The following is a 23,820-nucleotide window of genomic DNA, read 5'->3' as shown; positions in this document are numbered from 1 at the left end:
TAATTATTCCGGGCGAAAAGCCATCAGAAGACCGCGAGCGCCGCGTGCAACGTGAGTGCCACGAGCATTACGCTCGACAGCATGAAGAAGACGAACCGGTCGCGGACTCGGTTGCTGGTCGCCTGGACCACGCTGTGCACGATCCGCAGGCCGACATAGGCCCAGGCTATCCAGCTGTTGATCCCGTTGCCCGTGCCGCTGAGCGCCAGCACGGTGCATACCGCATAGAACAGCGTCGGCTGCTCCATCAGATGATTGTGATTATGCGCCTTCCACTGCACCTGCGGAGGCAGCGATCGATCCGCGTCGGACCCCTTGGTGCCGACGAGCTTGCCCATGTCGACGCCAGCCGCCTTCATCGCCGGCAACCGCGTCGCAAGCGTCCAGCCCAGCATCACGAGCGTCCACGCGATGAGCACGACCATCGGTCGCAGGATCTCGCTGTGCATGAAAAAGCCTCCCCCGGTTATCCGGCGGAGGCTGCATCAATTGCCCGGAAGGGGCAACGTAGATTGGAACCGACAATCCTCCCCCGCTAGGGGGAGGTGTCGCGAAGCGGCGGAGGGGGAGGCGGCGATAACATCGGCTCCGTGTCCTCCCCCTCCGTCAGGCAAGCGCCTGCCACCTCCCCCTGGCGGGGGAGGATCGTAGAGTTCAGGCCTTGTCGAAGCTCGCGCCCCACTTGCGGACCGGACGATCCTTCCAGAGCCCACGATGATACGCATCCGACGCCAGCAACGGCATGACCGAACCCGCCTCGGCGAACACCATCTGCTCGATGCCCGTGTTCACCTTGCCCCACGACGCCGCTTCCTGCAGCGTCGACGACGAGCACGCACCGTCGCGCACGTCGGCAACCGTGATCTGCACCGCGTACTTGTGAACCTGGACGTCGTCGTGACCGAGGATTTCGGCGCAAACCACGGTGTCCTGGATGAAGTTCTTCGGCACGCCGCCACCGATCATGAGAAGCCCCGTGGTGCCCGCCTTGATCTTGATCTCGGTGAGCTCGCGGAAGTCGGCGATCGCGTCGAGGACCATGTACGGCTTGCCCGCCTTCACCGCGTCGACCTGGTGCTTGACCAGACCGAAGCCCGCCGACGAATCGACGAACGCCGGGCAGAAGATCGGCACGTCATGCTCGTAGGCGAGCTTGACGAGGCTGTTCTCCTTCTTGCCGTGCTCGACGAGATACTTGCCCATCTCGCGGATGAATTCGCGGCTCGAATAGGCGCGCGGCTCGAGCGTCTCGGCGATCTCGAAGATCGTATGGTCGACGTGCTGGAGCTCTTCCTCGTCGATGTAGGTGTCGTAGATCCGGTCGATCATCAGCGAGCGCAGCACGTCGTCGTGCGGTACTTCGAGCGCCTGATAATGCTTGTGGCCGAGGCCCTCGAAGAAATCCATGTCGACGATCGTCGCGCCGGTCGCGACGATGCCGTCGATCATGTTGTTGCGCAGCAGCTCGGCATACAGGTCCATGCAACCGCCGGCGCTCGTCGAGCCCGCGATGACGAGGAAGATCGTGCAGTCCTTGTCGGCCAGCATCTGGTTGTAGATGTCGGTCGCACGGCCGAGATCGCGGCTGGTGAACGACATCTTCTTCATCGCGTCGACGATCGGCCGCGCGTCGAAGCTCGTGATGTCGATATGCTCGACGGTGGTGGAAAGGAGTTCCGCCTTGCGCTGCGCGTCGATGCGGGTGTCTTCGGTCATAACATGCTCCATAAATCCCCCTTCCGCTTGCGGGAGGGGTTAGGGGAGGGACTGAAATATCCGCGAACGCCACGCTCGCGGACAAGCCCTCCCCCGACCCCTCCCGCAAACGGGAGGGGGGGAAGAAGGGCGCGGTACTAAAGCTTGGTTACAGCTTGACGACGTTCGACGCGAGATCCTGGAACCGCTCGTCATATAGCGAGACCATCGGTTCGTCCGTGACGATCACCGTCTCGTCAGATCCGAACCCGTTGAACGCGGTCCGCATTGCCGAGCCGTAGGCGCCGAGCATGCCGATCTCGATATAATCGCCAGCCTGCGTATCCGCGGGCAGCATGAACGGGCCGACCATGTAATCCATGTCGTCGCACGTCGGACCATAGAAGCTGAACTCCATGTCCTTCGCACGGCTGTCCGGCTCACGAAGCAGCTCGGTCGGGAAACGCCAGCCGATATGCGCCGCATCGAACAACGCGCCATACGCACCGTCGTTGATGTACAGCTCGGTCCCGCGGCGCTTTTCGACGCGCACGATGATCGACGAATATTCCGCGCACAATGCCCGGCCCGGCTCGCACCACAGCTCGGACGAATAGCTGACGGGCAGCGATTCGAACGCACGGTGGATCGTCTCGAAGAAATGCTCGAGCGGCGGGGGCTCCATGCCGGGATACGACGACGGGAAGCCGCCGCCGACGTCGATGACGTCGACCGTGACCGCCGCCTCGACGATTGCCGCACGGACGCGCTCCATCGCATTCGAATAGGCCTCCGGGGTCATCGCCTGCGAGCCGACATGGAAGCAGATGCCGAGTGCGTCCGCAGCCTGGCGCGCCGCGAACAGCAGCTCCTTGGCTTCATGCGGTGCCGCACCGAACTTCGATGCCAGCGACAGCTTCGAATGCTCGGAAGACACGCGCAAACGCACACAAAGCGTCAGATCGGAAGCTTCGCGAGTGGCGCGAACGACCTTGTCGAGCTCTTCCAGGCTGTCGAGGCTGAAGGTGCGGACGCCGTGCGTGAAATACGCCTCGGCGATCGCTTCCTCGGCCTTGACCGGGTGCATGAAGCACAGCGTAGCCTCGGGAAGCGTCCGCGCGACCAGGCGCACTTCGGCGATCGACGCCACGTCGTAATGCGTGATGCCATTGTCCCACAGGATCTGCAGGAGTTCGGGTGACGGGTTCGCCTTCACCGCATACATCGAGCGGCCCGGAAACTTCTCGACGAAGAAACGAGCGGCGCGCGCAGCAGCGTGCGGACGAACGAGCGTTACCGGATTGACCGGACGCCCTTTAGCGATGTCGATGCCGCTCCCGATATGGGAGGTGTCGGCGGTCGAATGGGCTTTCGCTAACCCCAGCGCGATATGATGCTTGACCAATTCAAGGGACCTCCAATGTCCTGAGACAAATTACGAAAACACTGCCTTGCGGTTGGAAGTCCCATGGGGCAGCGGAAGGGCGATCTACGGTCGCTTGCCCCCCATGTAAATAGGGTTGGGCGCATAGGAGCCAGTGTGTGACGATTTTGCGACAGCCGACGCGGGCGGGGGTACGGGACGCCGCGGAAAAGATCGCGCGGATACTCCCGCCGACGCCGCTGTTTTTGAGCGAAATCAAAGGCGTACCGGTCGCGTTCAAGGCTGAATCGTTGCAACCAACCGGCGCGTTCAAGATTCGCGGCGCGTGGCATCGGCTCACCGCATTGGACGACGCCGCGCGGAAAAAAGGTGTGGTCGCGTTTTCGTCGGGCAATCACGCGCAGGGCGTGGCCTGGGCGGCGAAGCGGCTTGGGATGGCGGCGACGATCGTGATGCCGTCGGATGCGCCACGTCTGAAGCGCGAATCGACGCTGGCGCTAGGCGCGGAGGTCGTCACCTACGACCGCGCCACCGAAAGCCGTGAGGCCATCGCCGCGCAGCTGGCCGAAGCGCGGGGTGCGACGCTGGTGCCGAGCTTCGACGATCCGTGGATTATCGAGGGGCAGGGGAGCGCCGGGATCGAAGCCGCGGCGCAGATGGCGGCGCTCGGGTTGGGCGTACCAAGCCGGGTCGTGATCCCGTGCGGCGGTGGCGGCCTCTCGGCAGGCATCGCGCTGGCTCTTAAGGACAGCGCGATCACCGTCGTCGAACCCGAAGGCTGGGACGACATGCGCCGCTCCCTTGAGGCTTCATGGATCGAACCCGTCGGCCCCAACCCGCCGCCGACCGCCTGCGATTCGCTCCAGACCTTGCGCGTATCGCCACTGACCTTCGACGTGTTGTCGCGCCGGGACGCGACTGGCGTTGCAGTCAACGAATCCGAGATCGCTGCGGCGCAGCGCTGGGCTGCGGAGAAATTGCGACTGGTGATCGAGCCGGGCGGTGCGGTCGGGTTGGCGGCGGTGCTGGCCGGCAAGGTAAAGCTCGAATCCGGACTTCTCGTCATCCTGTCCGGCGGCAATGTCGACCTGGCCGCTTATGCGAAGGCGATTGCCGGCTGATTAAGCGGGGGGCAAAGTCTTCACCGCCGGTTTCGCGCAGCCATAGGCCTGCTTGTAACTCCGGTTCCAGCACGCGACGAAGCCGTCGAGAATGTTGAGGTTCATCGGCCAAGCATAGGCGCGCGGCTTCCCGTCGGGACCGACCGGAGAATAGCCGGCCGGGCGGGGCAGCGCGGCGAGCTTGGCGCGGGCGGTGTCCAGTCCGGCGAGGTCGCGGCGCAGAAACGCGATGCTGCCGTCGACATAGAGGTTCCAGCCGAACCCGGCATCCTGCTCCACCGGTTTGCGCGCGGCTTCGAACAGCGCCACCGCGCGCGCGGTCTGCCCGGCGTTCGCGCGCAACTGGCCTTCGTGCCACTGCAACAGCCCGGCGGTGCGCGGGTTGGCGGGATGACCCGCGCGCCGTTCCGCGATCAGGTCGGCGGCCTGCGCATCGCATCCGGCGTTGGCGAGCATGCGCCAGCCGCTCGTCATGGTTTGATCGAACGCGCGTTCGTCGAGCGCCATCATCGCGGGCTTGTCATATTCGCAGCTCGGCGGGGTCTGCGCGGCGATCATCGCGAGAAAGGCCAGCATCACACCTCCGAGTATCCGATCGAGGTCGCCAAGCTATTGCCGCGCGCCGCGCGAAGTCAACGCGCTTCAATCCAGGCTTTGCGTGGCGTATCGGACGGCATGAACGCCGCCCTGACCAGCATCGCCGCCGCCGCCCCCGCCATCGCTATGCTGGCTATGTTCGCCTGCCTGATCGGCGGGGTAGCGCTGATCGTGAAGAGGCAGGACACGAAAAAGGGCGTGTTGATGCTGGTAATGGCCGCGGTTTTGCTAGCCAACGTGGCGATCTGGACACTCTGACTCCCTAGCCCCTCCGGGGAGAGGGAAGGGGCCCGCCGCACTTGCGGTGGGAAGGGAGAGGGGAGTTGGGGAGAGCGTATCGATCCCCAACTCCCCTTCATCCGACGCTGCCGCGCCACCTTCTCCCCGCGGGGAGAAGGACAGAATCACCGGATAGGCGAGTTCGGGTCCAACCGCATATCGAGGTACTTGTCCACCGACCCCATCAACTCCGACATCTCATGCTCGAAGAAGTGGTTAGCCTTCGGGATCGTGTCGTGATGGATCGTGATGTGCTTCTGCGTCCGCAGCTTGTCGACCAGCTTCTGCGTAGCCCCCGGCGTCGCCACCTCGTCGGCTTCGCCCTGGATGATGATCCCGCTCGACGGGCACGGCGCCAGGAACGTGAAGTCGTACAAATTCGCCGGCGGTGCCACCGAGATGAACCCCCGAATCTCCGGACGGCGCATCAGCAGTTGCATGCCGATCCATGCACCGAAGCTGACCCCCGCGATCCAGGTCGTCTGCGCCTCGGGATGAAAGCTCTGCACCCAGTCGAGCGCGCTCGCCGCATCGCTCAGTTCGCCGACGCCGTTGTCGAACACGCCTTGGCTCTTGCCGACGCCGCGGAAGTTGAACCGCAGCGTCGCAAACCCGCGCCGCTGGAAGGTCTTGTAGAGCTGCTGCACGATCGCGTTGTTCATCGTGCCACCGGCCGACGGATGCGGGTGCAGGATCATCGCGACAGGTGCGCGCGGACGCGGCCCCGGCGCAAAACGACCTTCGAGACGGCCTTCGGGACCGGGAAAAATGACTTCTGGCATAGGCACTCGCGAGCTGGGATACGCACTCGGGTGGAGTGCGGGGTGATCTGCATTATATAGGCGACACGCCCCTTTCCGCAATTGGAACCGACCCTGTCCCGCATCTACCTCGATCACGCCGCCACCACGCCGATGCGCCCAGAGGCAGTGGTAGCGGTGACGGAAGGCATGGCGCGCTGGGCGAACCCGTCCTCGCCGCATGCCGAGGGACGCGCGGCGCGGGCGGCGCTGGAGAATGCGCGGAAGCGGATCGCCAAGGCGCTCGACTGGCCGTATCACGTAATCCTGACGAGCGGCGCCAGCGAGTCCGCGGCGCTCGCGATGCGGGGTCGACCGGGTATCGGCGTGGCAGCGGTCGAACACGATGCGGTTCTCCGAGCGGCGGAACAGCCGGTGATGCTGGAAGTCGATGCCGGCGGTATCGTCCTGAACGGAGAGGGCGCCGAGACGATCGCGCTGCAGTCCGCGAACAGTGAAACCGGCGTGCTGCAGGAGCGACCTACCGGCTTCTGGATCGCTGATTGCTCGCAGACCGCCGGCAAGCTCCCACTCCCCGAAGCCGAACTCATCATCGTCTCGGCTCACAAGCTCGGCGGCCCCCCAGGCATCGGTGCTCTGCTGGTTCGCGATCTCGGCATGCTCGACCCGACTGGCGGGCAGGAGCGAGGCTATCGCGGAGGCACCGAGAACCTCCCCGGCGCGCTCGGTTTCGCCGCCGCGCTCGAAGCCCCCCGCGACTGGTTCGCCGACATGCCCGCCCTCCGCACCACGCTCGACGAAGCGATCCTCTCTGGGGGCGGTGAGACCCTCGCGCACAAATCCCCCCGCATCCCGACGATAGCCTCCTACCGCATGCCGAGCGTCAGCTCTGCAGCTCAGTTGATCCGCCTCGACATGGCCGGCTTTGCCGTGTCAGCGGGTAGCGCCTGTTCGTCGGGCAGCATGCGTCCGAGCCACGTTCTAGCCGCAATGGGCTATTCCCCCGAAGCCGCCGGCGAAGTCGTCCGCGTCAGCTTCGGCTGGACCACGACCGCCGACGACGTCGCGAAGTTCGCCGAAGCCTGGACGCGCATCGCCACCGATATAAGGCGGGCCGCATGACCTACCTCGACTACCAGGCGACCACCCCGCTCGCGCCGGAAGCGCTCGCCGCCATGCTTCCCTGGCTCGAATCACAGCACGCCAACCCGCATTCCCCCCACCGCGAAGGTCGCCGCGCCAAAGCCGCCGTCGAAGTCGCCCGCGATCAGGTCGCCGCGCTGCTCCCCGCCGGTGGCCGCGTTGCCTTCACCAGCGGCGCGACCGAGGCGCTCAACTGGGCGATCAAGGGCACGATCGGCCCGATCCTCACGCTCGCCACCGAACACGCCGCCGTCCTCGACACGGTCGCAGCGGAAGCGGCGAGGGGGCGCCAGGTCACGATCCTCCCGGTCAACCCAGACGGCGTGGTCGACCTCGACCAAGCCCGCGCCGTAGTTCAACCCGGCACCGGTCTCGTCGCCGCGATGTTCGTCAACAACGAGATCGGCGTTATCCAGCCGGTCGCCGCGCTTGCAGAGATCGCCCACGCAGCCGGCGCGCTGATGCTCTGCGACGCGGTGCAAGGCTATGGCCGCGTGCCCGTTCCCGACACCGTCGACCTCGTCGCCATCTCCGCGCACAAGATCCACGGCCCCAAAGGCATCGGCGCACTCTGGATCCGCGACGGCGTCGACCTCGCGCCGCTGATGCACGGCGGCGGCCAGGAAGCGCCTGGCCGCTCCGGCACGCTGTCGCCCGCGCTCTGCGCAGGCTTCGGCGTCGCCGCGCAACTCATGGCCGACCGCAAGGACCAGGACGCCGCGCACATCGACCGCCTCTGGTCGCTCGCGCTCGACCGCCTCGGCCCCGGCTGGACGATCAACGGCTCGACCGACCACCGCTACCACGGCAACTTCAACATTCGCCGTGAGGGCCTGGACGTAAACCGCCTGATGTCCGATCTACGCGACATCGCCTTCTCCGCCGGCTCCGCCTGCGCCAGCGGTTCGGGCCGCTCCAGCCACGTCCTTCGCGCGATCGGCCTCACCGAAGCCCAAGCACGCGCCAGCATCCGGCTCGGCTTCGGCCGCTACACCAATGAGACCGAACTCCGCGACGCGATCGATGCGATCGTCGCCGCAGCCGAGGCGCAATGGCCATGATCGTCCGCTTCATCGCCCGCGACGGCACCGTTACGCTGGCCGCGGCAAGCCCCGGCGACCGCCTGCTCGACGCAGCGCAGGCGCATGACCAGCCGCTCGAAGGCACCTGCGAAGGCCAGCTATCCTGCGCGACCTGCCACGTCATCGTCGATCCCGCCGATTTTGCCTGCCTGCCACCGGCAAGCGAGGACGAGGAGGACATGCTCGATCTCGCGCACAACGCGACGCGCACCAGCCGTCTCGCCTGTCAGATTCGGCTGACGAACGCGCTCGATGGTTTGACCGTGCGCATTCCCGGTTAGGTCAGCCCAACTAGGTCAGCAAAGCTTACAGGAAGACAACGGCCGGTTCAGGAAACGTCCACCGCCGGAAGCGGATTATCTCCTCATCGCCTCAATGTACGAGGTCTTGAGAGGAGTACCGGACATGAAGATCATCGCAATGTTCGCCGCTGGCGCGTTGGCCGCGGGAACGCTGTTCGCTTCGGCCCCCGCCGATGCCCAGCGCCACGGCTGGGACGGCCCGCGTGGCGGCCACGGCTGGCATGGCCCCCGCGGCGATCGCGGCTGGCATGGACGGCGCGGCTGGGACGGCCCCCGCCACGGGTATCGCGGATACCGGGGCGGCTATCGTGGTGGCGGCTACGGCTATCGAGGCCCGCGCGGCTACGGTCGATCGCGCGTCGTCTGCCGGATAGAGCGCGGTTATTATGGCCCGGTTCGTCGCTGTTTCCACCGCTGATACGGAACCGTAACGACCGCGCTTAGTTTGATAACATAGGTTGCCGGGTTTCGCAGAGCCCGCACCAGCAGGAGAATATCATGAAGTTGTTCACGCTCGCCGCCGCCGGTCTCGTCGCGCTCACCGGCCTTGCCCCCGTCGGCATCGCCGCCGAGGCTTCGGCACAGCGCACTGTCGTCCATGAGCGTACCGTCGTGCGTCACAACGACCGTCGCCCCGGTTACCGTCGTCACGTCGTTCGCACGCGCCAGGTCTGCCGCAACGTGTACCGCAACCATCACCGCCAGCGCGTCTGCCGCACGGTCCGCTACAACCGCTAAGTCAGGGCGCTCGTATTAAAGCGCCTTGATCATCCCGCCCGACCCCGCCATATGCGCCGCGGGAGTCGGGCGGACGTGGTCGTCGCCAACTTGGTCAGATCCGGAAGGAAGCAGCCACAACGACTAAGCCACGGGTCGTCCCGGCTCCCACCGTGAACTTTTGCAAGCAAACGTGAGCGCGGCCAGCGGTGCAAGGCACCGTCTGACGATGCGGCTTAGCCGCAGCGCACTTCTGATCTTCTGATATAAAAAAAGCAGATAGCATCCCAAACCGCGGACCCTCGCGTCCGCGAGGGAACAGAAAGGGTTCGCTAGCCCTTCGACACCGCCTGTCAAACCGCCTATATCGACCGCAATGTCAGATTCATTCGACCTGGGCGAACCCCCGCAGCCGGTGAAAACGCCGGACGCCCCCGCCTACCGCGTGCTCGCGCGCAAATACCGGCCGCAGACCTTTTCCGAGCTGATCGGGCAGGACGCGATGGTCCAGACGCTCGGCAACGCGATCAAGCGCGACCGGCTCGCCCACGCCTTCCTGATGACCGGCGTCCGCGGCGTGGGGAAAACCTCGACCGCGCGCCTGATCGCCAAGGCCCTCAACTGCATCGGCCCCGACGGCGAGGGCGGCCCGACGATCGATCCCTGCGGCGTCTGCGAACCCTGCCGCGCGATCGCCGAGGGCCGCCATATCGACGTGATCGAGATGGACGCCGCCAGCCATACCGGTGTCGACGACGTCCGCGAGATTATCGACGCGTCGCGCTATTCGGCGGTCACCGCGCGCTTCAAGATCTACATCATCGACGAAGTCCACATGCTGTCGAAGAACGCGTTCAACGCGCTGCTGAAGACGCTGGAGGAGCCGCCGCCCCATGTGAAATTCCTGTTCGCGACCACGGAAGTGAACAAGGTTCCGGTGACGGTCCTGTCGCGCTGCCAGCGCTTCGACCTCCGCCGCATCTCCGCCGAACAGCTTGCCAAGCATTTCGCTTGGGTCTCGACAGAAGAGGGCGTCGTCGCCGACCCCGAGGCGCTGATGCTGATCGCGCGCGCCGCGGAAGGCTCCGCGCGCGACGGTTTGTCGATCCTCGACCAGGCGATTGCGCATGCCGGGCTTGAAGGCGGCGGCGTGACCGCCGACGCGGTTCGCCAGATGCTCGGCCTGTCGGATCGCGGCGCGGTGCGCGACCTGCTGACGCTGATCCTGGCCGGCGACGGGGCAGGGGCGCTCGCCTCGATGCGCCGCCAATATGATTACGGCGTCGACCCGCTGTCGGTGCTGCGCTCGCTGCTCGAAACCGTCCACGGCATCACGCTGACGAAGGTCGGCACGCCCGCGGACGCTGCGCAGCCGATGGAAGAGCGTGCGGCACGCGAGGAATGGGCGGCATCGCTCGGCTTTCCCGCGCTGCACCGCCTATGGCAGCTGTTCCTCAAGGGTCATGACGAGGTCGCGAAGGCCGCGCTGCCGATCGAGGCCGCGGAGATGTCGCTGTTACGCGCGATCTATGCCTCGACGCTGCCCGACCCCGGTGAGTTAGCGCGGCAGATCGCCAGCGGTGCGACCCCCGCGGCTGCACCAACGGCGCCGCCACCATCTACACCCCCGTCCGCCGAAGCGCCGCCCTGGAACGCTGGATCCGCTGCGAAGGCGCCCGAACCCGTCGCGACCGGCCCGATCCTGCCGCCGACGTTCGAGGCGCTGGTCGATCTCCTCGACGAATCGGGCGGCCTCGCGATCGCCGCGCGCCTTCGTCACGGTGCCCGCGTCGTAAGCTATGCGCCGCCCGAATTCGCGCTCAGCGGCAGTCGCCCGGTCTCGGCCGACACGCTCGCCGAACTCAACACACTGTTGAAGACGGTGACGCGGACCGCCTGGAAAGTGTCGATCGTCGACGCCCCCGGCGAGCCGACGCTACGTGAGGCGCAGGACGCCGCCGACGCCGCGGTGCGCCAGGCTATTCTCGAATCCCCCATCATGAAGGCCGCGGTGGCAGCGTTTCCCGACGCCCAGCTCGAATCGTGGCCCGGCCAAAGGAGCAACGCATGAAGAATATCGATGAAATCCTCGCCATGGCGCAGAACGTCCAGAACGAGATGGAAAAGGCGCAGGCCAATCTCGACACGATCGAGGTCGAGGGCGCGTCCGGTGGCGGCCTCGTCAAGGTGAAGGCGTCCGCCAAGGGCCGTATCATCAACATCGCGATCGACGATTCGCTGATGCAGGTGAGCGAGAAGCAGATGCTCGAGGACCTGCTGACGGCGGCGTTCAACGACGCGCGTGCCAAGGCGGATGCGGTGTCAGGGAGCGAGATGTCGAAAATGACGAGTGGCCTGCAACTGCCGCCAGGCTTTAAGCTGCCGTTCTGAACCAAATCGGGTTCGTTTCGGGGCGGGAACAATCGCTCTTCGGCCGGCGTTGCGCTCTCCAGTAATCAGGGAGAGTCAAAATGGCCGAAGAGCGTATCGTCGAAACCCCGACCACCCACACCACGATCATCGAACGCCGTGGCGGCGGCAGCGGCATGCTGATCGGCATCGTCCTGCTGATCGCGGTCCTGATCGGTGGCTATTACCTGTTCAGCCGCCAAGGCGCGCAGAACAGCAAGGACGCCGCGATCACCTCGGCGGCAAAGAGCGTAGGCAGTGCAGCCGACAAGGCCGGTGACGCGGTCGAGAAGTCGACGCAGTAAAGGCTCCTAGATGTTTTCCCTGCAAGGGCGGGGACCCGGACTGTTCTACCGCCTGCGCGGGAGAACAGGGGGGCACTTAGATCCGTCCGCCCTCCGTCATCCCAGCGAAAGCTGGGATATCCCTCCACGGCGCGCACGATGCGCCACGTGGATACCCCCAGCTTCCGCTGGGGTGCGGGTTTCGGTTTGGGTATTCCTAATTCAGGATTGCAGACAGCTATCCAACCCGTCGTTCCGAACCACCGAAACCCGCCGCGACAGCGTGTTCCCATGCTTGCGCACGAAACCATGAGGATCGATCGCCGCCCGCTTCTTGGGCAACGGCAAGACGGCGGCAATCCGCCCCGCCTCCGTCGGCGACAGTCGCGACGCATCGTGATTGAAATACCGGATCGCCCCGGCGTTCGCGCCGTACGTTCCGATCCCGGTCTCGGCGATGTTGAGATACACCTCCATGATCCGCCGCTTCGGCCACAGCGCCTCGATCAGCACGGTGAAATACGCCTCGAACGCCTTCCGCACATAACCGCCGCCCTGGAACAGGAACGCGTTCTTCGCGGTCTGCTGGCTGATCGTCGAGCCGCCGCGGATCCGGCCGCCCTGCGCATTGCGCGCCGCCGCCCCCGCCATCGCCTTGAAATCAAAGCCGTGATGCGAACAGAACCGTGAATCCTCGCCCGCGATCGCCGCGCGCGCCATGTCGGGGTCCATCTCGGATAGCGGCATCCAGTCCTTCGTCACGCCGTGGCCATTGAGCACGTCGCCCATCATCGTCCAGGTGAACGGCACCGGCACGAACCGATAGATGCCGACCCAGGCGACGGTAATCAGGACGAACCCGAAGACGATCTTGGCGAAAATGCGGAAGAAGCCCATCGGCGCTCCTTATGCGATCGTAGCAGGCTCGCCAATCACCGCGCGCGCGGCCGCAACGCCGGTTTCATACGCCCCATGTGCGGTGGAGAAGTCGAACGAGTGGCATGCTTCGCCGGCGAAGTGGATCCGGCCGTCGACGGAGGCAGCGAGGACGGCGCGCTGCCCGGCCCTGCCAATTCGCGCATGACTGTAGCTGCCGCCGATATTGGGTTCGTGCCGCCAGCGGGTTGCAGCGAGCGGGGTGAAGCGCTTGCGCCAATCGCTGCCGAGCAGGCCGACAAGTTCGTCGATCGCGAACCGCGCGGCGTCGCGGTCCTCCAGCATCTCCGCGCAGTCGCCGCCGAAGAAGCTCTCGACGATCGGCCAGCCGAACGGCGACAGGCGGTGGCTGGCGGTGCAGGCGCTGTATGGATTGCCCACCAGATGCGCGTTTGTCGACCATTCGGGGCGGTCGACAAGGAGAAATACCTTGTCCGCGAGCCCAAGCGGGAGGTCGGCGGCGGCGGCATGCTTGTCGGGGAGGGGTGGATCGAAGACGATCTGCGACTTGGCGAGGACGGTGGTGGGGACGCAGACGATGACGTGGTCCGCCTCGATCGTGCCGGCGGGGGTGTCGAGTTTGATGCGATGGCCGCTGTGATCAATGCGCGTTACAAGCGTCGAGAGGCGAACGTTCAGGCTCGTGGCGTGACTGGCGACAAGCGTGCCGTAGCCTTCCTTCACCGTCCAATTATCGTCGGTCGAGGCTTCCTCGTACGCTGCCCAGTCGTGGAGCGAGACCTCGCTGAGGTTCGCACCATTTGCGTAGCCGGAGATCGCGTCGATCTTTGGGCGCCATTTGTCGTTGGGGCCAATGAAGTCGGAGAGAGGGCGGTCGGCACCTTCTAGGGCAGCGAGAGCGCGCTTGTTCCAGGTTGCGTACGCATCGGCGGATGAGGCTTGGTCTGCGGGCGAGAAGCCGAGATCGCGCCACTGGGTGCGCCAGTTTGCGTCGGAACGATCTACGGTGAAGCCAGAAGTCTCAGCGATGTTGGTCCATGGGTTGCGTTGGGCGGAGTGTAGCCAGCCGCAACCGGCGTCGACATGGTCCCCCGCGAAGGCGGGGGGCCAGTCTGGGCCCCCACCTTCGCGGGGGATCAAGCAGGCTAAGGGTAGACTTTTGGCTCTGCCGCCCAGACGATCGCTGGCCTCGACCAACAACACATCATGGCCCGCATCGTGCAAAGTCCGCGTCGCAGCGATACCGGCCGCACCGCCGCCGATGACGACGGTGCGTACCACGTTAAGCCGCCAGCAGGCGCTTTTCGCCGGCAATGCGCATCATCGCCTTTTGCAGCTTCTCGAACGCCCGCACCTCGATCTGCCGCACACGCTCGCGCGACACGCCGTAGACCTGCGACAATTCCTCAAGCGTCTTGGGATCGTCGGTCAGGCGGCGCTCGGTCAGGATATGCTGCTCGCGCTCGTTAAGGTCGTCCATCGCCGACACCAGCATCGAGTGGCGAACATCCGCCTCCTGCGCATCGGCGACGATCTTGTCCTGCAACGGCGCGTCATCCTGCAACCAGTCCTGCCACTGGCCTTCGCCATCCTCACGCATAGGCACGTTGAGCGACGTGTCGCCCCCCATCGCCATGCGCCGGTTCATGCTGACGACGTCGGTCTCTGCGACACCCAGATCGGTGGCGATCTTGGTGACGTGCTCGGGGCGCAGATCGCCGTCCTCGAACGCATCGAGGCGGCTCTTCATCCGGCGCAGGTTGAAGAACAGCTTCTTCTGCGCGGCGGTGGTGCCCATCTTCACGAGGCTCCACGAGCGCAGGATATACTCCTGGATCGACGCGCGGATCCACCACATCGCATATGTCGCGAGACGGAAGCCACGCTCGGGCTCGAACTTCTTCACGCCCTGCATCAGGCCGATATTGCCCTCGGAGATCAGCTCCGAGGTCGGCAGGCCATAGCCGCGATACCCCATCGCGATCTTCGCCACGAGGCGAAGATGCGACGTGACCAACTGCGCCGCGGCCTCGGTGTCACCGTGCTCCTGGAAACGCTTGGCGAGCATATATTCCTGCTCGGGTTTAAGGAGCGGGAATTTCTTGATCTCGGCAAGATAGCGATTGAGCCCTGCTTCGCTGCCGAGCGCAGGAATCGTCGCTGGAACGTTGGAGCGGGCTGCCATGGTCGTAATCCCTTTCTGCTGACCCCGATTGCCGCACTGCGGCATGGTGTCGATTATCTATACGTCAAGCTGGGTGAACAGTTCCTGCATGTCTGCGGGCATTTCGCTTTCGAACGCCAAAGCGATGCTATTCACCGGATGGATGAACCCCAGATGCGCCGCGTGCAAGGCTTGCCGGCGGAAACCGATCGTTTCGAGCAGCGACTTCTGAGCTTGATTTGTTCTACCATAGACCGGGTCCCCGAGCAACGCGTGACCGATCGACGCCATGTGCACACGGACCTGATGCGTCCGCCCGGTTTCGAGCCGACACTCGATCAGTGCCGCCTTGCGCAATGCCTTTATGGTCGAGAAATGCGTCACCGCGCGCTTGCCGCCCTCGACGATCGCGATCTTCTTGCGGTTCTGGGGACTTCGCGCGAGCGGTGCGTCGACCGTCCCGCTTGGCGGGCGCGGGATGCCACCGACGATCGCTTTGTAGCGGCGGTCGATGCTGTGGTCGTGGAATTGCTTCGCCAGACCTTCGTGCGCGCGGTCGGTCTTCGCGGCGATCATCAGCCCCGACGTGTCCTTGTCGATGCGGTGGACAATGCCCGGTCGCGCGACGCCACCGATGCCCGACAAATTGCCGGCGCAGTGGTGGAGCAGCGCATTGACCAGCGTCCCGTCGAAATTGCCCGCAGCGGGATGGACGACGAGGCCGGCTGGCTTGTCAATCACGATCAGGTCGTCGTCCTCATAGGCGACGACGAGCGGGATATCCTGCGCTTCGTTGTGAAGCGGCGTCGGCGGCGGGATCGCAACCGCGAAAACCTGGCCCGCGGCGGCTTTCTTAGCCGAGTCACGCCATTCGCGGCCGTCGAGCGTGACCTGGCCCGCCGCGATAAGTGCCTTAAGCCGCTCGCGCGACATGTCCGGCAGCACTTCGGCGAGCGCACGGTCGAGCCTCCAGCCATCGGTGGCCGGCGTGATCGATGCTTCGACGATGGAAACCCCCCGGTCCATGTCGTAGCGATGTGGCGATGAGCGTGACGATTTCAAGCGAAGTGCTGACACAAGTTGTTGCCGCGGCGACCGCGTCGCCCGACGCGGAAATTTGTGGGCTGCTGTTCGGGACGGCGAGGCGGATCGAGGCGGCGGAGGCGTGCGCGAATGTCGCGACCGATCCGGCGCGGACGTTCGAGATCGATCCGAAGGCGTTGTTCGCGGCGCATCGACGAGCGCGGGGGGGAGGGCCCAGCGTGGTCGGGCATTATCATTCGCATCCGTCGGGTGTGCCTATCCCGTCTCCGCGGGATGCGGCGCAGGCGATGGGAGACGGGGCGGTGTGGGTGATACTGGGCGGGGGTAAGGCGCGTGCGTGGCGATCGGTGGATGTCGGTGCGTTCGTCGAGGAGGCTATTGAGCGTATCAGAGACATCTCCACCCCGGCGAAGGCCGGGGCCCAATTGGGAAGGTCGGAGTAACGGAGCGCAGCGTTTAGTTAGCGATGTTCCCCAATTGGGCCCCGGCCTGCGCCGGGGTGGGGCATGCTGAGGTGGGGCATGCTGGGGTGGGAGCATGTTGCAACGCTCTGCAATGCGCTGCCTCTCGCCGATCCAACCACCCTTGCGCGCCGTCCGCACCCCCGCCACAAGACGCTCCAGAATTAGGGGATTTTCATGACGGTCAGCCCGGTCGATTTCGCGAGTCTGCTGTGTTCGCGCCTGTGCCACGACCTGCTGTCGCCGGTAGGGGCGCTCAACAACGGGCTGGAACTGCTCGCCGACGAGACCGATCCGGCGATGCGCGAGCGCGTCATGCAATTGCTGGCCGACAGCGCGCGCGCGTCCGCCAGCAAGCTGAAGTTCTTCCGACTGGCTTTCGGGGCGGCCGGCGGGTTCGGTGAACTGGTCGACACGCACGAGGCGCGCAATGCGATCGAGGGGCTGGTTGCCGAGAACAAGCGGATCACGTTCGTCTGGGCGGTCGAGGCGTCCGCGATGCCCAAGTCGGCGGTCAAGGTGCTGCTCAACCTCGTCCTGATCGCGACCGAGTCGCTCGTTCGGGGCGGCACGATGGAGGTCGGTGGCGAGGATAACGAGGGCCAGCTCGAGATCGTGGTGAAGGTCGAGGGGGGACGGATCGTACTCGATCCCGAGATCCGCCGGACACTGGTCGAAGGCGCGGGCGCGCATGCGGTCACGCCGCGCGCAGCAGCGGCGTACATGATCAACACGCTGGTGACCGATGCAGGCGGCACAGTGATCGTGTCCGAACCCGCCGAGGGGATCATGATCTTCGGCGCCGTGTTCAACGCGCGGTAAAGCGCGCGGTCTTCCGCGATCCCTTTGGCGGGGGAGGATTGAGAAGTCGAGCTAACGGCCTCTTAACCTCCGCCATGCATGACAGGCCTCGAACGCGGGGCTCGCATGGACGATTTGCTACAGGAATTCATTGCCGAGACGCGCGAAACGCTGGAGGCGATCTCCGGCGAAATCGTCGCATGGGAAGCCGCGCCCGCCGACCAGGGGCGTCTCGACGCGATCTTCCGCTTCGTCCACACCGTCAAGGGCAGCTGCGGGTTCCTCGACCTGCCACGCCTCGCGCGCCTCAGCCACGCTGCAGAGGATGTTCTCGCCGCGGTCCGCGATGGCAAGCGCACGCCCGATACTGCGCTCGTCAACGCGGTCCTGGGGATCGTCGACCGGATCGGGGCTATCGTCGAGGCGATCGCCGCCGGCGCATCGCTCGACAATTCCGACGAGGACCTGTTGATCGCGGCCCTCGCGCCCGATGCACAGCCTTGCGCGCAGGCCCCCGCCGCCCCGCAAAATCGTGCTGTCAGCCGCAGCGTCCGCCTGAATGTCGACCTGCTCGATCACATGATGAGCGGCATGTCCGAGATGGTGCTGGCGCGCAACGAGCTCGCCCGCCGACTGCGCGACAGCGATGTCGATCCGCAGGTCGAAGCGGCGCTCGAACGGTTGTCGCTGACGGTTGCCGACATGCGCGACACCGTCACGCGGACGCGGATGCAAAAGGTCGATGCGCTGTTCTCGGCACTGCCTCGGCTGGTTCGAGACACCAGTGCGGAGCTCGCCAAAAGCGTCGACCTCGTGATCGAGGGCGCCGATGTCGAGCTCGACCGCGAGATGATCGAGCTGATGCGCGACCCGCTCGGCCACATTATCCGCAACGCGATCGATCATGGGATCGAGACACCGGCCGAGCGGCGTGCCGCGGGTAAGCCGATGACCGGACGACTGGTCGTGTCCGCGCGGCAGTCGGGCAACCAGATCCTCATCGAGATTGCCGATGACGGCAAAGGCATCGACGTCGCGCGGATCGTCGCCAAGGCGGCGGAAAAGCGCTTGTACGGCGTTGCCGAGCTTGCGCTGATGAGCGAGGCGGCAAAGCTCGATCTGATCTTCGCGCCCGGTCTGTCGAGCCGCGACACGGTGACCGCGATCTCGGGTCGTGGCGTCGGCATGGACGTCGTGCGCGCCAATATCGAACAGATCGGTGGACGCGTCGTGCTGACCAACGATCCGGGTCGGGGTTTGCGGATCGTCATCCATGTGCCGCTGACGCTGTCGATCCTGTCGACGATCATCGTCGGCGTCGGCTCGCAGCGGTTCGCGCTGCCGCGCCAGGCGATCGAGGAGATCGTCATGGTTCGCGGTGATCAGGTGCGGATCGACACGATCGGTGATGCTGCCACCGTCACGGTACGCGGCAAGCGGATGCCGCTGGTTTCGCTCGGCCACCTTCTCGATCTGAATAGCGACGCGCCGCCGACGTTGGTGATCGTCTCGACGCGTGAAGGTGATTACGCACTCGGTGTCGATACCGTGCTCGACACCGAAGAGCTCGTCGTAAAGCCTGCCTCTCCCGCCGTGATGGCGACCGGCGTCTATGCGGGCAAGACCTTGCCCGACAACGGCCTGCCGATGCTGTTGCTCGACGCTGCCGGGATCGCGGCGGTCGCGGGCTTGCGTTTCACGCCGGTCGCGTCGGTTTCTGCACAGGTCGAGGAGGTCGTGCCGGGTGTGCCCGCCTTGCTGTTCGACGATCTCGATGGCCAGCGTCGGGCGATCGCGCTGGCGGTTATCGATCGCGTCGAGCCGGTCCCGACCGACGCGATCCGCTGGTCGGGCGGGGCGATGCGCTTGTCGGTCGGCGATACGATCATTCCCCTCCATGCGGTCGCCGAACTTGGCGCGCGCACCGAGGTGGCCGTGTTGCGGCTGACCGACGGCGAGAGCGAAATGGCGTATGCGATTGCCGAGGCGATCGAGATCGTCGCGCTGCCTGCCGAGATGGCACCCGCACGGGGCACCGGGCCGATCGCCGGGGTCGTATCGATCGCCGGTGAGCAGATCGAGCTGGTCGATCCGCATGCGCTGTTCGCGGGCCAGCCAGTGACGCTGGCGTCGCTGCCGGTATGTCTGTTGCAGGTCGATGGATCGGGCTGGATGGAGACGTTCCTGAAGCCTGCGCTCGAGGCGTCGGGCTATCGCTGCGTCACGGCGCTGGCGACGGGCGAGACCGCCGCGGTGGCGCTGGCGATGGAGGACGCTCCGGTTCGCGATACGATGGCGCCGGTGGTGACACTGCGGCGGACACCGACCGCCGATCATGACGACGATTCGAGCATCTATCGGTACGATCGGCCGGCATTGATCGCCGCACTCGCGGCACGGAGGGCGATGTGAGCGAATTGTTCCTGGTGGCGCATATCGCGGGTCGCGGCGTCGCGATTGCCGCCGCACAGGTCGACTCGGTGGTGGATATCGGCGAGATCGTCGCGGTACCGCGGGCGGAGGCCTTTGTCCGCGGACTGGCGGCATTGCGCAGCCGGGTGGTGACGGTGATCGATACCGGTACCGCGCTGGGGCTGGAGCCGACCCCGGCTAGCGCGAGGCGCGCGGTCATCACCGCCGTCGAGGGCCACCATTACGCGATCCTGGTCGATTCGGTCGAGGATGTCGCGCCGTTCGCCCGACTGCCGCTATCGTCTGGATTGGCGCTGCATCGTGGTTGGGCCTCGGCGGGCATCGGCATCGTCGAGCGCGATGGCGAACCGCTGCTGATTCTCGATCTGGCGGCGGTCATCTCCGACACTGCACTAGCCGCCTGAATTTTCTCTCACTTAACCGGGTGCTTACGCTTTTCTGCGTAGACCGTCCCAACGATTTTCCCCGGAAGGCTTTCCATGAAGACCTGTCTCGTCGTCGATGACTCCAAGGTGATCCGCAAGGTCGCGCGTCACATCCTGGAGACGCTCGACTTCACCGTGACCGAAGCCTGTGACGGCCGCGAGGCCCTGGCATCGTGCTTGGCGTCGATCCCCGACGTGATCCTGCTCGACTGGAACATGCCGGTGATGAGCGGCATGGACTTTCTGCGCGCGCTGCGGGAAGCCGATATCCCGAGCCGTCCGAAAGTCGTGTTCTGTACGACCGAGAACGGCATGGCGTATATTCGCGCGGCGATCGAAGCGGGGGCGGACGAATATGTCATGAAGCCGTTCGATCGCGACACGCTCGAATCTAAGCTCCAGATCGTCGGCATGGCCTGATCCGGCCCGGACGATGGCCAGTCGCTCCCCTCCAGTTCCGCGGCTCGATCGAGACCATGACGGTCAGTCTATCAACGGGTTCGCACGAGTCCTGATCGTCGATGACTCGGTGGTCGCCCGGGCGGTGATCGCGCGACTGATCGACGCCAGCGATCGCTTTTCGGTCGTCGGCGCGGTCGGTACGGCCAAGGCGGCGCTCGAGTTTCTGGCACGCGCGACGGTGGAATTCATCTTGCTGGATATCGAGATGCCGGGCGTCGACGGCCTGACCGCGCTGCCGGATCTTATTGCCGCGGGGCAGGGGGCCAAGGTGCTGATCGTGTCGTCCTCCGCCGACGATGGCGCCGCGGCGTCGGTCCAGGCGCTGGCGCTCGGGGCTGCCGAAACGTTGATCAAGCCATCGGCGGGTGCCCTGTCCGGCCGGTTCGGCCTGGCGCTCGTCGGCAAGCTCGAACGCCTGTGCGAACGTCCGGCGCTGATGCCGCCCGCGATACTGGTCCGCCCGCCGGCTTCGGGCCCGAGGCCAGCGCATCCCGAGCGACGGCCGGCGCAGTCGGTATCGGCCTCGCCCCGGGTCCGGGCAGTGACGAGCGACGAGTACGACATCGTCGCGATCGGCGCGTCGACCGGCGGCATTCATGCGCTCAGCCAGCTTTTTCGCGAACTCCCGACCGAGTTTCGCCTCCCGATCGTCATCACGCAGCATTTGCCAGCATCGTTCATGCCGTATTTCGCCGCGCAGATCGCCTTGATCGCCGGCCGCCCGTGCGAGGTGGCGACCGATCGATTGCGGGTGCGTCCGGGCCGCATCATCGTCGCGCCGGGCGATGCGCATCTCAAATGCGTCGCGCTCGGCGCGGATGGCGCGGCGTTTCGCCTCACCCAGGATTTCGCCGCGAGCGGTTGCATGCCGTCGGTCGATCCTATGCTGGCGTCGATCGCCGAGGTCTATGGCCCGCGCATGATCGCAATCGTCCTCAGCGGAATGGGACGCGACGGGGCAGAGGGCGCGCGTCGCGTTCACGATCTCGGCGGGTGCGTCGTTGCCCAGGATCAGCAGAGCTCGGTCGTCTGGGGTATGCCGGGCGCGGTCGCGGCAACGGGTGTCGCCGATGCGGTTTTGCCACCCGATGCGATCGGTCGCCTCATCGCGACGCGGCGCCGGCCATGACGCTCGCCAAGTCCATGCCGATCGTTGCGTCGCAGACCGCGATCAACGTGCTGACCGCGCTGCTCGAGGCACGTACCGGCCAGCAGATCGCGGCCTATCGTTCGTGGCGTCTCGATACCGCGCTGAAACCGCTGCTGCGCGATCGGAAGCTCGACACGCTCGACCAGTTGGTGACGCAGTTGCTCGAAGGCAGCGACCGGTTGATCGGCGACCGGATCGTCGACGCGCTGGTCAATCAGGAAACCTCGTTTTTCCGCGATGCGCTGGTTTTCGACCAGCTGGTCGAGGCGGTCGCTGCGGCGCAATCGGACCGTCGCCGCGTCCGGATCTGGTGCGCGGGGTGCTCGACCGGGCAGGAGCCGTTGTCGCTGGCGATGGTGTTTGCCGAACGACATGCCGCTAGCGGCGCGCCGATGCCTGAGATCATTGCCACCGACGTGTCCGAAGCCGCGCTGGCGCGTGCGCGGGCGGGGCGCTTCTCGCAATTCGAGATCCAGCGCGGGCTGCCCGTACGGCGGATGATTCGCTGGTTCGATACGACCGGCAGCGACTGGGTGGCGAAACCCGAGCTGGTCAAGCTGATCACCTTCCGACGCATGAACCTGGTGTCCGATCAGCCCCCGCCGGGACGGTTCGACATCATCCTGTGCCGCAACGTGCTGCTGTACCTGTCGACCGAAACCAAGACCGGCGTGTTTCCCAAGTTCGCCGACGCGCTCAACCCGGGCGGCAAGCTCGTGCTCGGCGCCGGTGAGACGGTTATCGGCCAGACCAGCGCGTTCGAACCAAGCCGCGAATTTCGCGGTTTTTATCAGGTGAACACCAAAGACCCCCGCACCCGATCCACGAAATGATGAACGTGAGTCACGGCACGGCGTAACGGCAAGAGAGCGGTGCAAGGACGCCGTGATGCCCCGGATGAAACCGCGAGGGTGAGCGCTCGGCGGCACTGATGATAGTCGCCGCGCCGATCATCCGGCCGTTCGTCGGAGCCTATTACGTTGGCAGTCCGTTAACGCTATTGATGTCGGCAGGCGGTGGCCTGACACTGCGCGGTGTCGCACGCGTCGTGATCCGTGGGGCGCAGAGTGGCGTCGGCTTGGCCGAACGGCGTGAAGGGAAGCTGGCTTGAAGTTTATCGAGACACCGTCACCCAATTTCGACGATCGTTCGCGACCCATTACGATGATCGTCCTCCACTATACCGGCATGCAAGACGGCGCGTCGGCGATTGCCCGGCTGCGCGATCCGGCGGCGAAGGTGTCGTCGCATTACCTGGTCGAGGAGGATGGCACCGTCCTGCGGATGGTCGCGGAAGATAAGCGCGCCTGGCATGCCGGCCGCTCGCATTGGCGCGGGATCGAGGACATCAACTCGGCAAGCATCGGCATCGAGATCGTCAATCCTGGTCACGAGTTCGGCTATCGCCCGTTCCCGCCCGAACAGATCGCATCGGTCGTGGCGCTGGTCGCGGAGATCAAGGACCGCCACGAAATTACCCGCGGCAACATCGTCGGCCATTCGGACATCGCGCCGACCCGCAAACGCGATCCGGGCGAACTGTTTCCGTGGCATGAACTCGCGCGACGGCGGCTGGCGCTGCCCAGGCCTACCAAGAACCTTATGGATCCTGGCTGGACCGAGGGCGGCTTTTGCTTGGCGCTTGAACGCTTCGGCTACGACGTCGAGAACCGGATGGCGGCGACGATGGCGTTCCAGCGCCGCTTCCGTCCGGAATTGGTCGATGGTGAAGTCGACGCGGAATGTCGCTGCATCCTGCTCGCATTGCTGCTTCCCAAACCGATGGGCGACGACTAGGGGTCTGCGCGCCAGAGGGTCGGGCGGCCGCGGGTGTTTTCGAACACGCGAGGAAAGTCCGGGCTCCGCGAAACGACGGTGCCGGGTAACGCCCGGCGAGGGTGACCTCAGGGAAAGTGCCACAGAGAGCAGACGGCCAACCCTCGGCTTCGGTCGGGACGGTCAGAGTGAAAGGGTGCGGTAAGAGCGCACCGCGCGCCTGGTAACAGGGGCGGCACGGCAAACCCCACCGGGAGCAAGATCGAATAGGGGTGGCACATGGGCTTCGTTTCAGCTCGTCACCCGGGTTGATTGCTTGAGGCGGCGGGTAACCGTCGTCCTAGAGGAATGGTCGCCTAACTTCCGTATCGAAGGATCGGAAATGGACAGAACCCGGCTTACAGACCCTCTGGCATCCTTCCCCGAACCGTAG

28 protein-coding genes and 2 other RNA genes are annotated in these 23,820 nt (G+C 65.4%); 21 read left to right on the top strand and 9 right to left on the bottom strand.

The window, feature by feature from the left end:
• Nucleotides 1–23: 23 nt before the first annotated feature.
• From U1763_RS04395 to U1763_RS04385, 3 genes are all read right to left on the bottom strand, one after another.
• Nucleotides 24–449: an MAPEG family protein gene (locus U1763_RS04395; RefSeq protein WP_332754245.1), complete on the bottom strand. Its 426-nt coding sequence runs from the start codon at nucleotides 447–449 to the stop codon at nucleotides 24–26.
• Between the two features lie 205 nt (nucleotides 450–654).
• Nucleotides 655–1,716, bottom strand: a complete 1,062-nt coding sequence (locus tag U1763_RS04390; RefSeq protein ID WP_056048328.1) for a 1,9-bis(guanidino)-5-aza-nonane synthase — start codon at nucleotides 1,714–1,716, stop codon at nucleotides 655–657.
• 148 nt (nucleotides 1,717–1,864) lie between these two features.
• Nucleotides 1,865–3,100, bottom strand: a complete 1,236-nt coding sequence (locus tag U1763_RS04385; RefSeq protein WP_107955178.1) for a type III PLP-dependent enzyme — start codon at nucleotides 3,098–3,100, stop codon at nucleotides 1,865–1,867.
• 137 nt (nucleotides 3,101–3,237) lie between these two features.
• On the opposite strand from U1763_RS04385, the gene U1763_RS04380 reads away from it, so the two are divergent.
• Nucleotides 3,238–4,200 (top strand): threonine ammonia-lyase, encoded by a 963-nt coding sequence (locus tag U1763_RS04380; RefSeq protein WP_332754244.1) that lies wholly within the window; start codon nucleotides 3,238–3,240, stop codon nucleotides 4,198–4,200.
• Here the strand turns inward: U1763_RS04380 and U1763_RS04375 are convergent, their stop codons facing one another.
• The gene (locus tag U1763_RS04375) at nucleotides 4,201–4,776 is read right to left on the bottom strand and encodes a hypothetical protein (RefSeq protein ID WP_332754243.1); all 576 of its coding nucleotides are present in this window, start codon (nucleotides 4,774–4,776) and stop codon (nucleotides 4,201–4,203) included.
• Nucleotides 4,777–4,875: 99 nt separating this feature from the next.
• On the opposite strand from U1763_RS04375, the gene U1763_RS04370 reads away from it, so the two are divergent.
• A complete protein-coding gene (locus tag U1763_RS04370) occupies nucleotides 4,876–5,055 on the top strand; it encodes a hypothetical protein (RefSeq protein WP_332754242.1) in 180 nt (59 codons plus the stop codon).
• A gap of 146 nt (nucleotides 5,056–5,201) precedes the next feature.
• Here the strand turns inward: U1763_RS04370 and U1763_RS04365 are convergent, their stop codons facing one another.
• Nucleotides 5,202–5,858, bottom strand: a complete 657-nt coding sequence (locus U1763_RS04365) for an alpha/beta hydrolase (RefSeq protein WP_056490565.1) — start codon at nucleotides 5,856–5,858, stop codon at nucleotides 5,202–5,204.
• Nucleotides 5,859–5,939: 81 nt separating this feature from the next.
• Between U1763_RS04365 and U1763_RS04360 the strand changes: the two genes are divergently transcribed.
• From U1763_RS04360 to U1763_RS04320, 9 genes are all read left to right on the top strand, one after another.
• On the top strand, nucleotides 5,940–6,959 hold the full coding sequence (locus U1763_RS04360) for a cysteine desulfurase family protein (protein WP_332754241.1): 1,020 nt from the start codon (nucleotides 5,940–5,942) through the stop codon (nucleotides 6,957–6,959).
• Complete coding sequence (locus U1763_RS04355; RefSeq protein WP_332754240.1) at nucleotides 6,956–8,041, top strand: cysteine desulfurase family protein; 1,086 nt, start codon at nucleotides 6,956–6,958, stop codon at nucleotides 8,039–8,041. The genes U1763_RS04360 and U1763_RS04355 overlap by 4 nt, the downstream gene beginning before the upstream one ends.
• On the top strand, nucleotides 8,038–8,343 hold the full coding sequence (locus U1763_RS04350; protein ID WP_332754239.1) for a 2Fe-2S iron-sulfur cluster-binding protein: 306 nt from the start codon (nucleotides 8,038–8,040) through the stop codon (nucleotides 8,341–8,343). Before U1763_RS04355 ends, U1763_RS04350 begins: the two co-directional genes overlap by 4 nt.
• A 124-nt stretch (nucleotides 8,344–8,467) precedes the next feature.
• Complete coding sequence (locus U1763_RS04345) at nucleotides 8,468–8,782, top strand: hypothetical protein (RefSeq protein WP_207894179.1); 315 nt, start codon at nucleotides 8,468–8,470, stop codon at nucleotides 8,780–8,782.
• Nucleotides 8,783–8,862: 80 nt separating this feature from the next.
• Complete coding sequence (locus U1763_RS04340; protein ID WP_132740078.1) at nucleotides 8,863–9,102, top strand: hypothetical protein; 240 nt, start codon at nucleotides 8,863–8,865, stop codon at nucleotides 9,100–9,102.
• A gap of 57 nt (nucleotides 9,103–9,159) precedes the next feature.
• Nucleotides 9,160–9,257, top strand: an RNA gene (gene ffs / locus U1763_RS04335) — signal recognition particle sRNA small type.
• 200 nt (nucleotides 9,258–9,457) lie between these two features.
• The gene (locus U1763_RS04330; RefSeq protein ID WP_332754238.1) at nucleotides 9,458–11,152 is read left to right on the top strand and encodes a DNA polymerase III subunit gamma/tau; all 1,695 of its coding nucleotides are present in this window, start codon (nucleotides 9,458–9,460) and stop codon (nucleotides 11,150–11,152) included.
• On the top strand, nucleotides 11,149–11,472 hold the full coding sequence (locus U1763_RS04325) for a YbaB/EbfC family nucleoid-associated protein (RefSeq protein WP_093399186.1): 324 nt from the start codon (nucleotides 11,149–11,151) through the stop codon (nucleotides 11,470–11,472). Before U1763_RS04330 ends, U1763_RS04325 begins: the two co-directional genes overlap by 4 nt.
• 80 nt (nucleotides 11,473–11,552) lie before the next feature.
• Nucleotides 11,553–11,795 carry a hypothetical protein gene (locus tag U1763_RS04320; protein ID WP_056048365.1) on the top strand — a complete coding sequence of 81 codons (243 nt, stop codon included), beginning with the start codon at nucleotides 11,553–11,555 and terminating at the stop codon, nucleotides 11,793–11,795.
• Between the two features lie 201 nt (nucleotides 11,796–11,996).
• Here the strand turns inward: U1763_RS04320 and mtgA are convergent, their stop codons facing one another.
• Genes mtgA through U1763_RS04300 form a run of 4 tightly spaced genes read right to left on the bottom strand, consistent with a single transcriptional unit; the run spans nucleotide 11,997 to nucleotide 15,861 of the window.
• Complete coding sequence (mtgA, locus tag U1763_RS04315) at nucleotides 11,997–12,671, bottom strand: monofunctional biosynthetic peptidoglycan transglycosylase (RefSeq protein ID WP_332754237.1); 675 nt, start codon at nucleotides 12,669–12,671, stop codon at nucleotides 11,997–11,999.
• A gap of 9 nt (nucleotides 12,672–12,680) precedes the next feature.
• On the bottom strand, nucleotides 12,681–13,952 hold the full coding sequence (locus U1763_RS04310) for a flavin monoamine oxidase family protein (protein WP_332754236.1): 1,272 nt from the start codon (nucleotides 13,950–13,952) through the stop codon (nucleotides 12,681–12,683).
• Nucleotide 13,953: 1 nt separating this feature from the next.
• Nucleotides 13,954–14,856: an RNA polymerase sigma factor RpoH gene (gene rpoH, locus U1763_RS04305; RefSeq protein ID WP_056048373.1), complete on the bottom strand. Its 903-nt coding sequence runs from the start codon at nucleotides 14,854–14,856 to the stop codon at nucleotides 13,954–13,956.
• A 57-nt stretch (nucleotides 14,857–14,913) separates the two neighbouring features.
• Nucleotides 14,914–15,861 (bottom strand): RluA family pseudouridine synthase, encoded by a 948-nt coding sequence (locus U1763_RS04300; protein ID WP_332754235.1) that lies wholly within the window; start codon nucleotides 15,859–15,861, stop codon nucleotides 14,914–14,916.
• 17 nt (nucleotides 15,862–15,878) lie between these two features.
• On the opposite strand from U1763_RS04300, the gene U1763_RS04295 reads away from it, so the two are divergent.
• From U1763_RS04295 to rnpB, 10 genes are all read left to right on the top strand, one after another.
• Nucleotides 15,879–16,322, top strand: coding sequence for a M67 family metallopeptidase (locus tag U1763_RS04295; protein WP_332754234.1), 444 nt, complete (start codon nucleotides 15,879–15,881; stop codon nucleotides 16,320–16,322).
• 195 nt (nucleotides 16,323–16,517) lie between these two features.
• Nucleotides 16,518–17,162 (top strand): histidine phosphotransferase family protein, encoded by a 645-nt coding sequence (locus U1763_RS04290; RefSeq protein WP_132896805.1) that lies wholly within the window; start codon nucleotides 16,518–16,520, stop codon nucleotides 17,160–17,162.
• A gap of 105 nt (nucleotides 17,163–17,267) precedes the next feature.
• Nucleotides 17,268–19,553 carry a chemotaxis protein CheA gene (locus U1763_RS04285; protein WP_332754233.1) on the top strand — a complete coding sequence of 762 codons (2,286 nt, stop codon included), beginning with the start codon at nucleotides 17,268–17,270 and terminating at the stop codon, nucleotides 19,551–19,553.
• Complete coding sequence (locus U1763_RS04280) at nucleotides 19,550–19,978, top strand: chemotaxis protein CheW (RefSeq protein WP_332754232.1); 429 nt, start codon at nucleotides 19,550–19,552, stop codon at nucleotides 19,976–19,978. The genes U1763_RS04285 and U1763_RS04280 overlap by 4 nt, the downstream gene beginning before the upstream one ends.
• Nucleotides 19,979–20,053: 75 nt before the next feature.
• On the top strand, nucleotides 20,054–20,419 hold the full coding sequence (locus tag U1763_RS04275) for a response regulator (RefSeq protein WP_132740051.1): 366 nt from the start codon (nucleotides 20,054–20,056) through the stop codon (nucleotides 20,417–20,419).
• Between the two features lie 13 nt (nucleotides 20,420–20,432).
• Nucleotides 20,433–21,590, top strand: a complete 1,158-nt coding sequence (cheB, locus tag U1763_RS04270; protein WP_332754231.1) for a chemotaxis-specific protein-glutamate methyltransferase CheB — start codon at nucleotides 20,433–20,435, stop codon at nucleotides 21,588–21,590.
• Nucleotides 21,587–22,444: a CheR family methyltransferase gene (locus tag U1763_RS04265; protein WP_332754230.1), complete on the top strand. Its 858-nt coding sequence runs from the start codon at nucleotides 21,587–21,589 to the stop codon at nucleotides 22,442–22,444. The genes cheB and U1763_RS04265 overlap by 4 nt, the downstream gene beginning before the upstream one ends.
• Before the next feature lie 98 nt (nucleotides 22,445–22,542).
• Complete coding sequence (locus tag U1763_RS04260) at nucleotides 22,543–22,722, top strand: hypothetical protein (protein ID WP_332754229.1); 180 nt, start codon at nucleotides 22,543–22,545, stop codon at nucleotides 22,720–22,722.
• Entirely contained in the window at nucleotides 22,719–23,408 is a 690-nt protein-coding gene (locus U1763_RS04255; protein ID WP_332754228.1) for an N-acetylmuramoyl-L-alanine amidase, read from the top strand. The genes U1763_RS04260 and U1763_RS04255 overlap by 4 nt, the downstream gene beginning before the upstream one ends.
• An 11-nt stretch (nucleotides 23,409–23,419) precedes the next feature.
• Nucleotides 23,420–23,804: RNase P RNA component class A (gene rnpB, locus U1763_RS04250), an RNA gene on the top strand.
• The last annotated feature ends 16 nt before the right edge of the window (nucleotides 23,805–23,820 follow it).

It is taken from the genome of Sphingomonas sorbitolis, assembly GCF_036663875.1.
Lineage (GTDB): Bacteria > Pseudomonadota > Alphaproteobacteria > Sphingomonadales > Sphingomonadaceae > Sphingomonas.
This window is presented reverse-complemented; position numbering and strand designations above follow the sequence as displayed.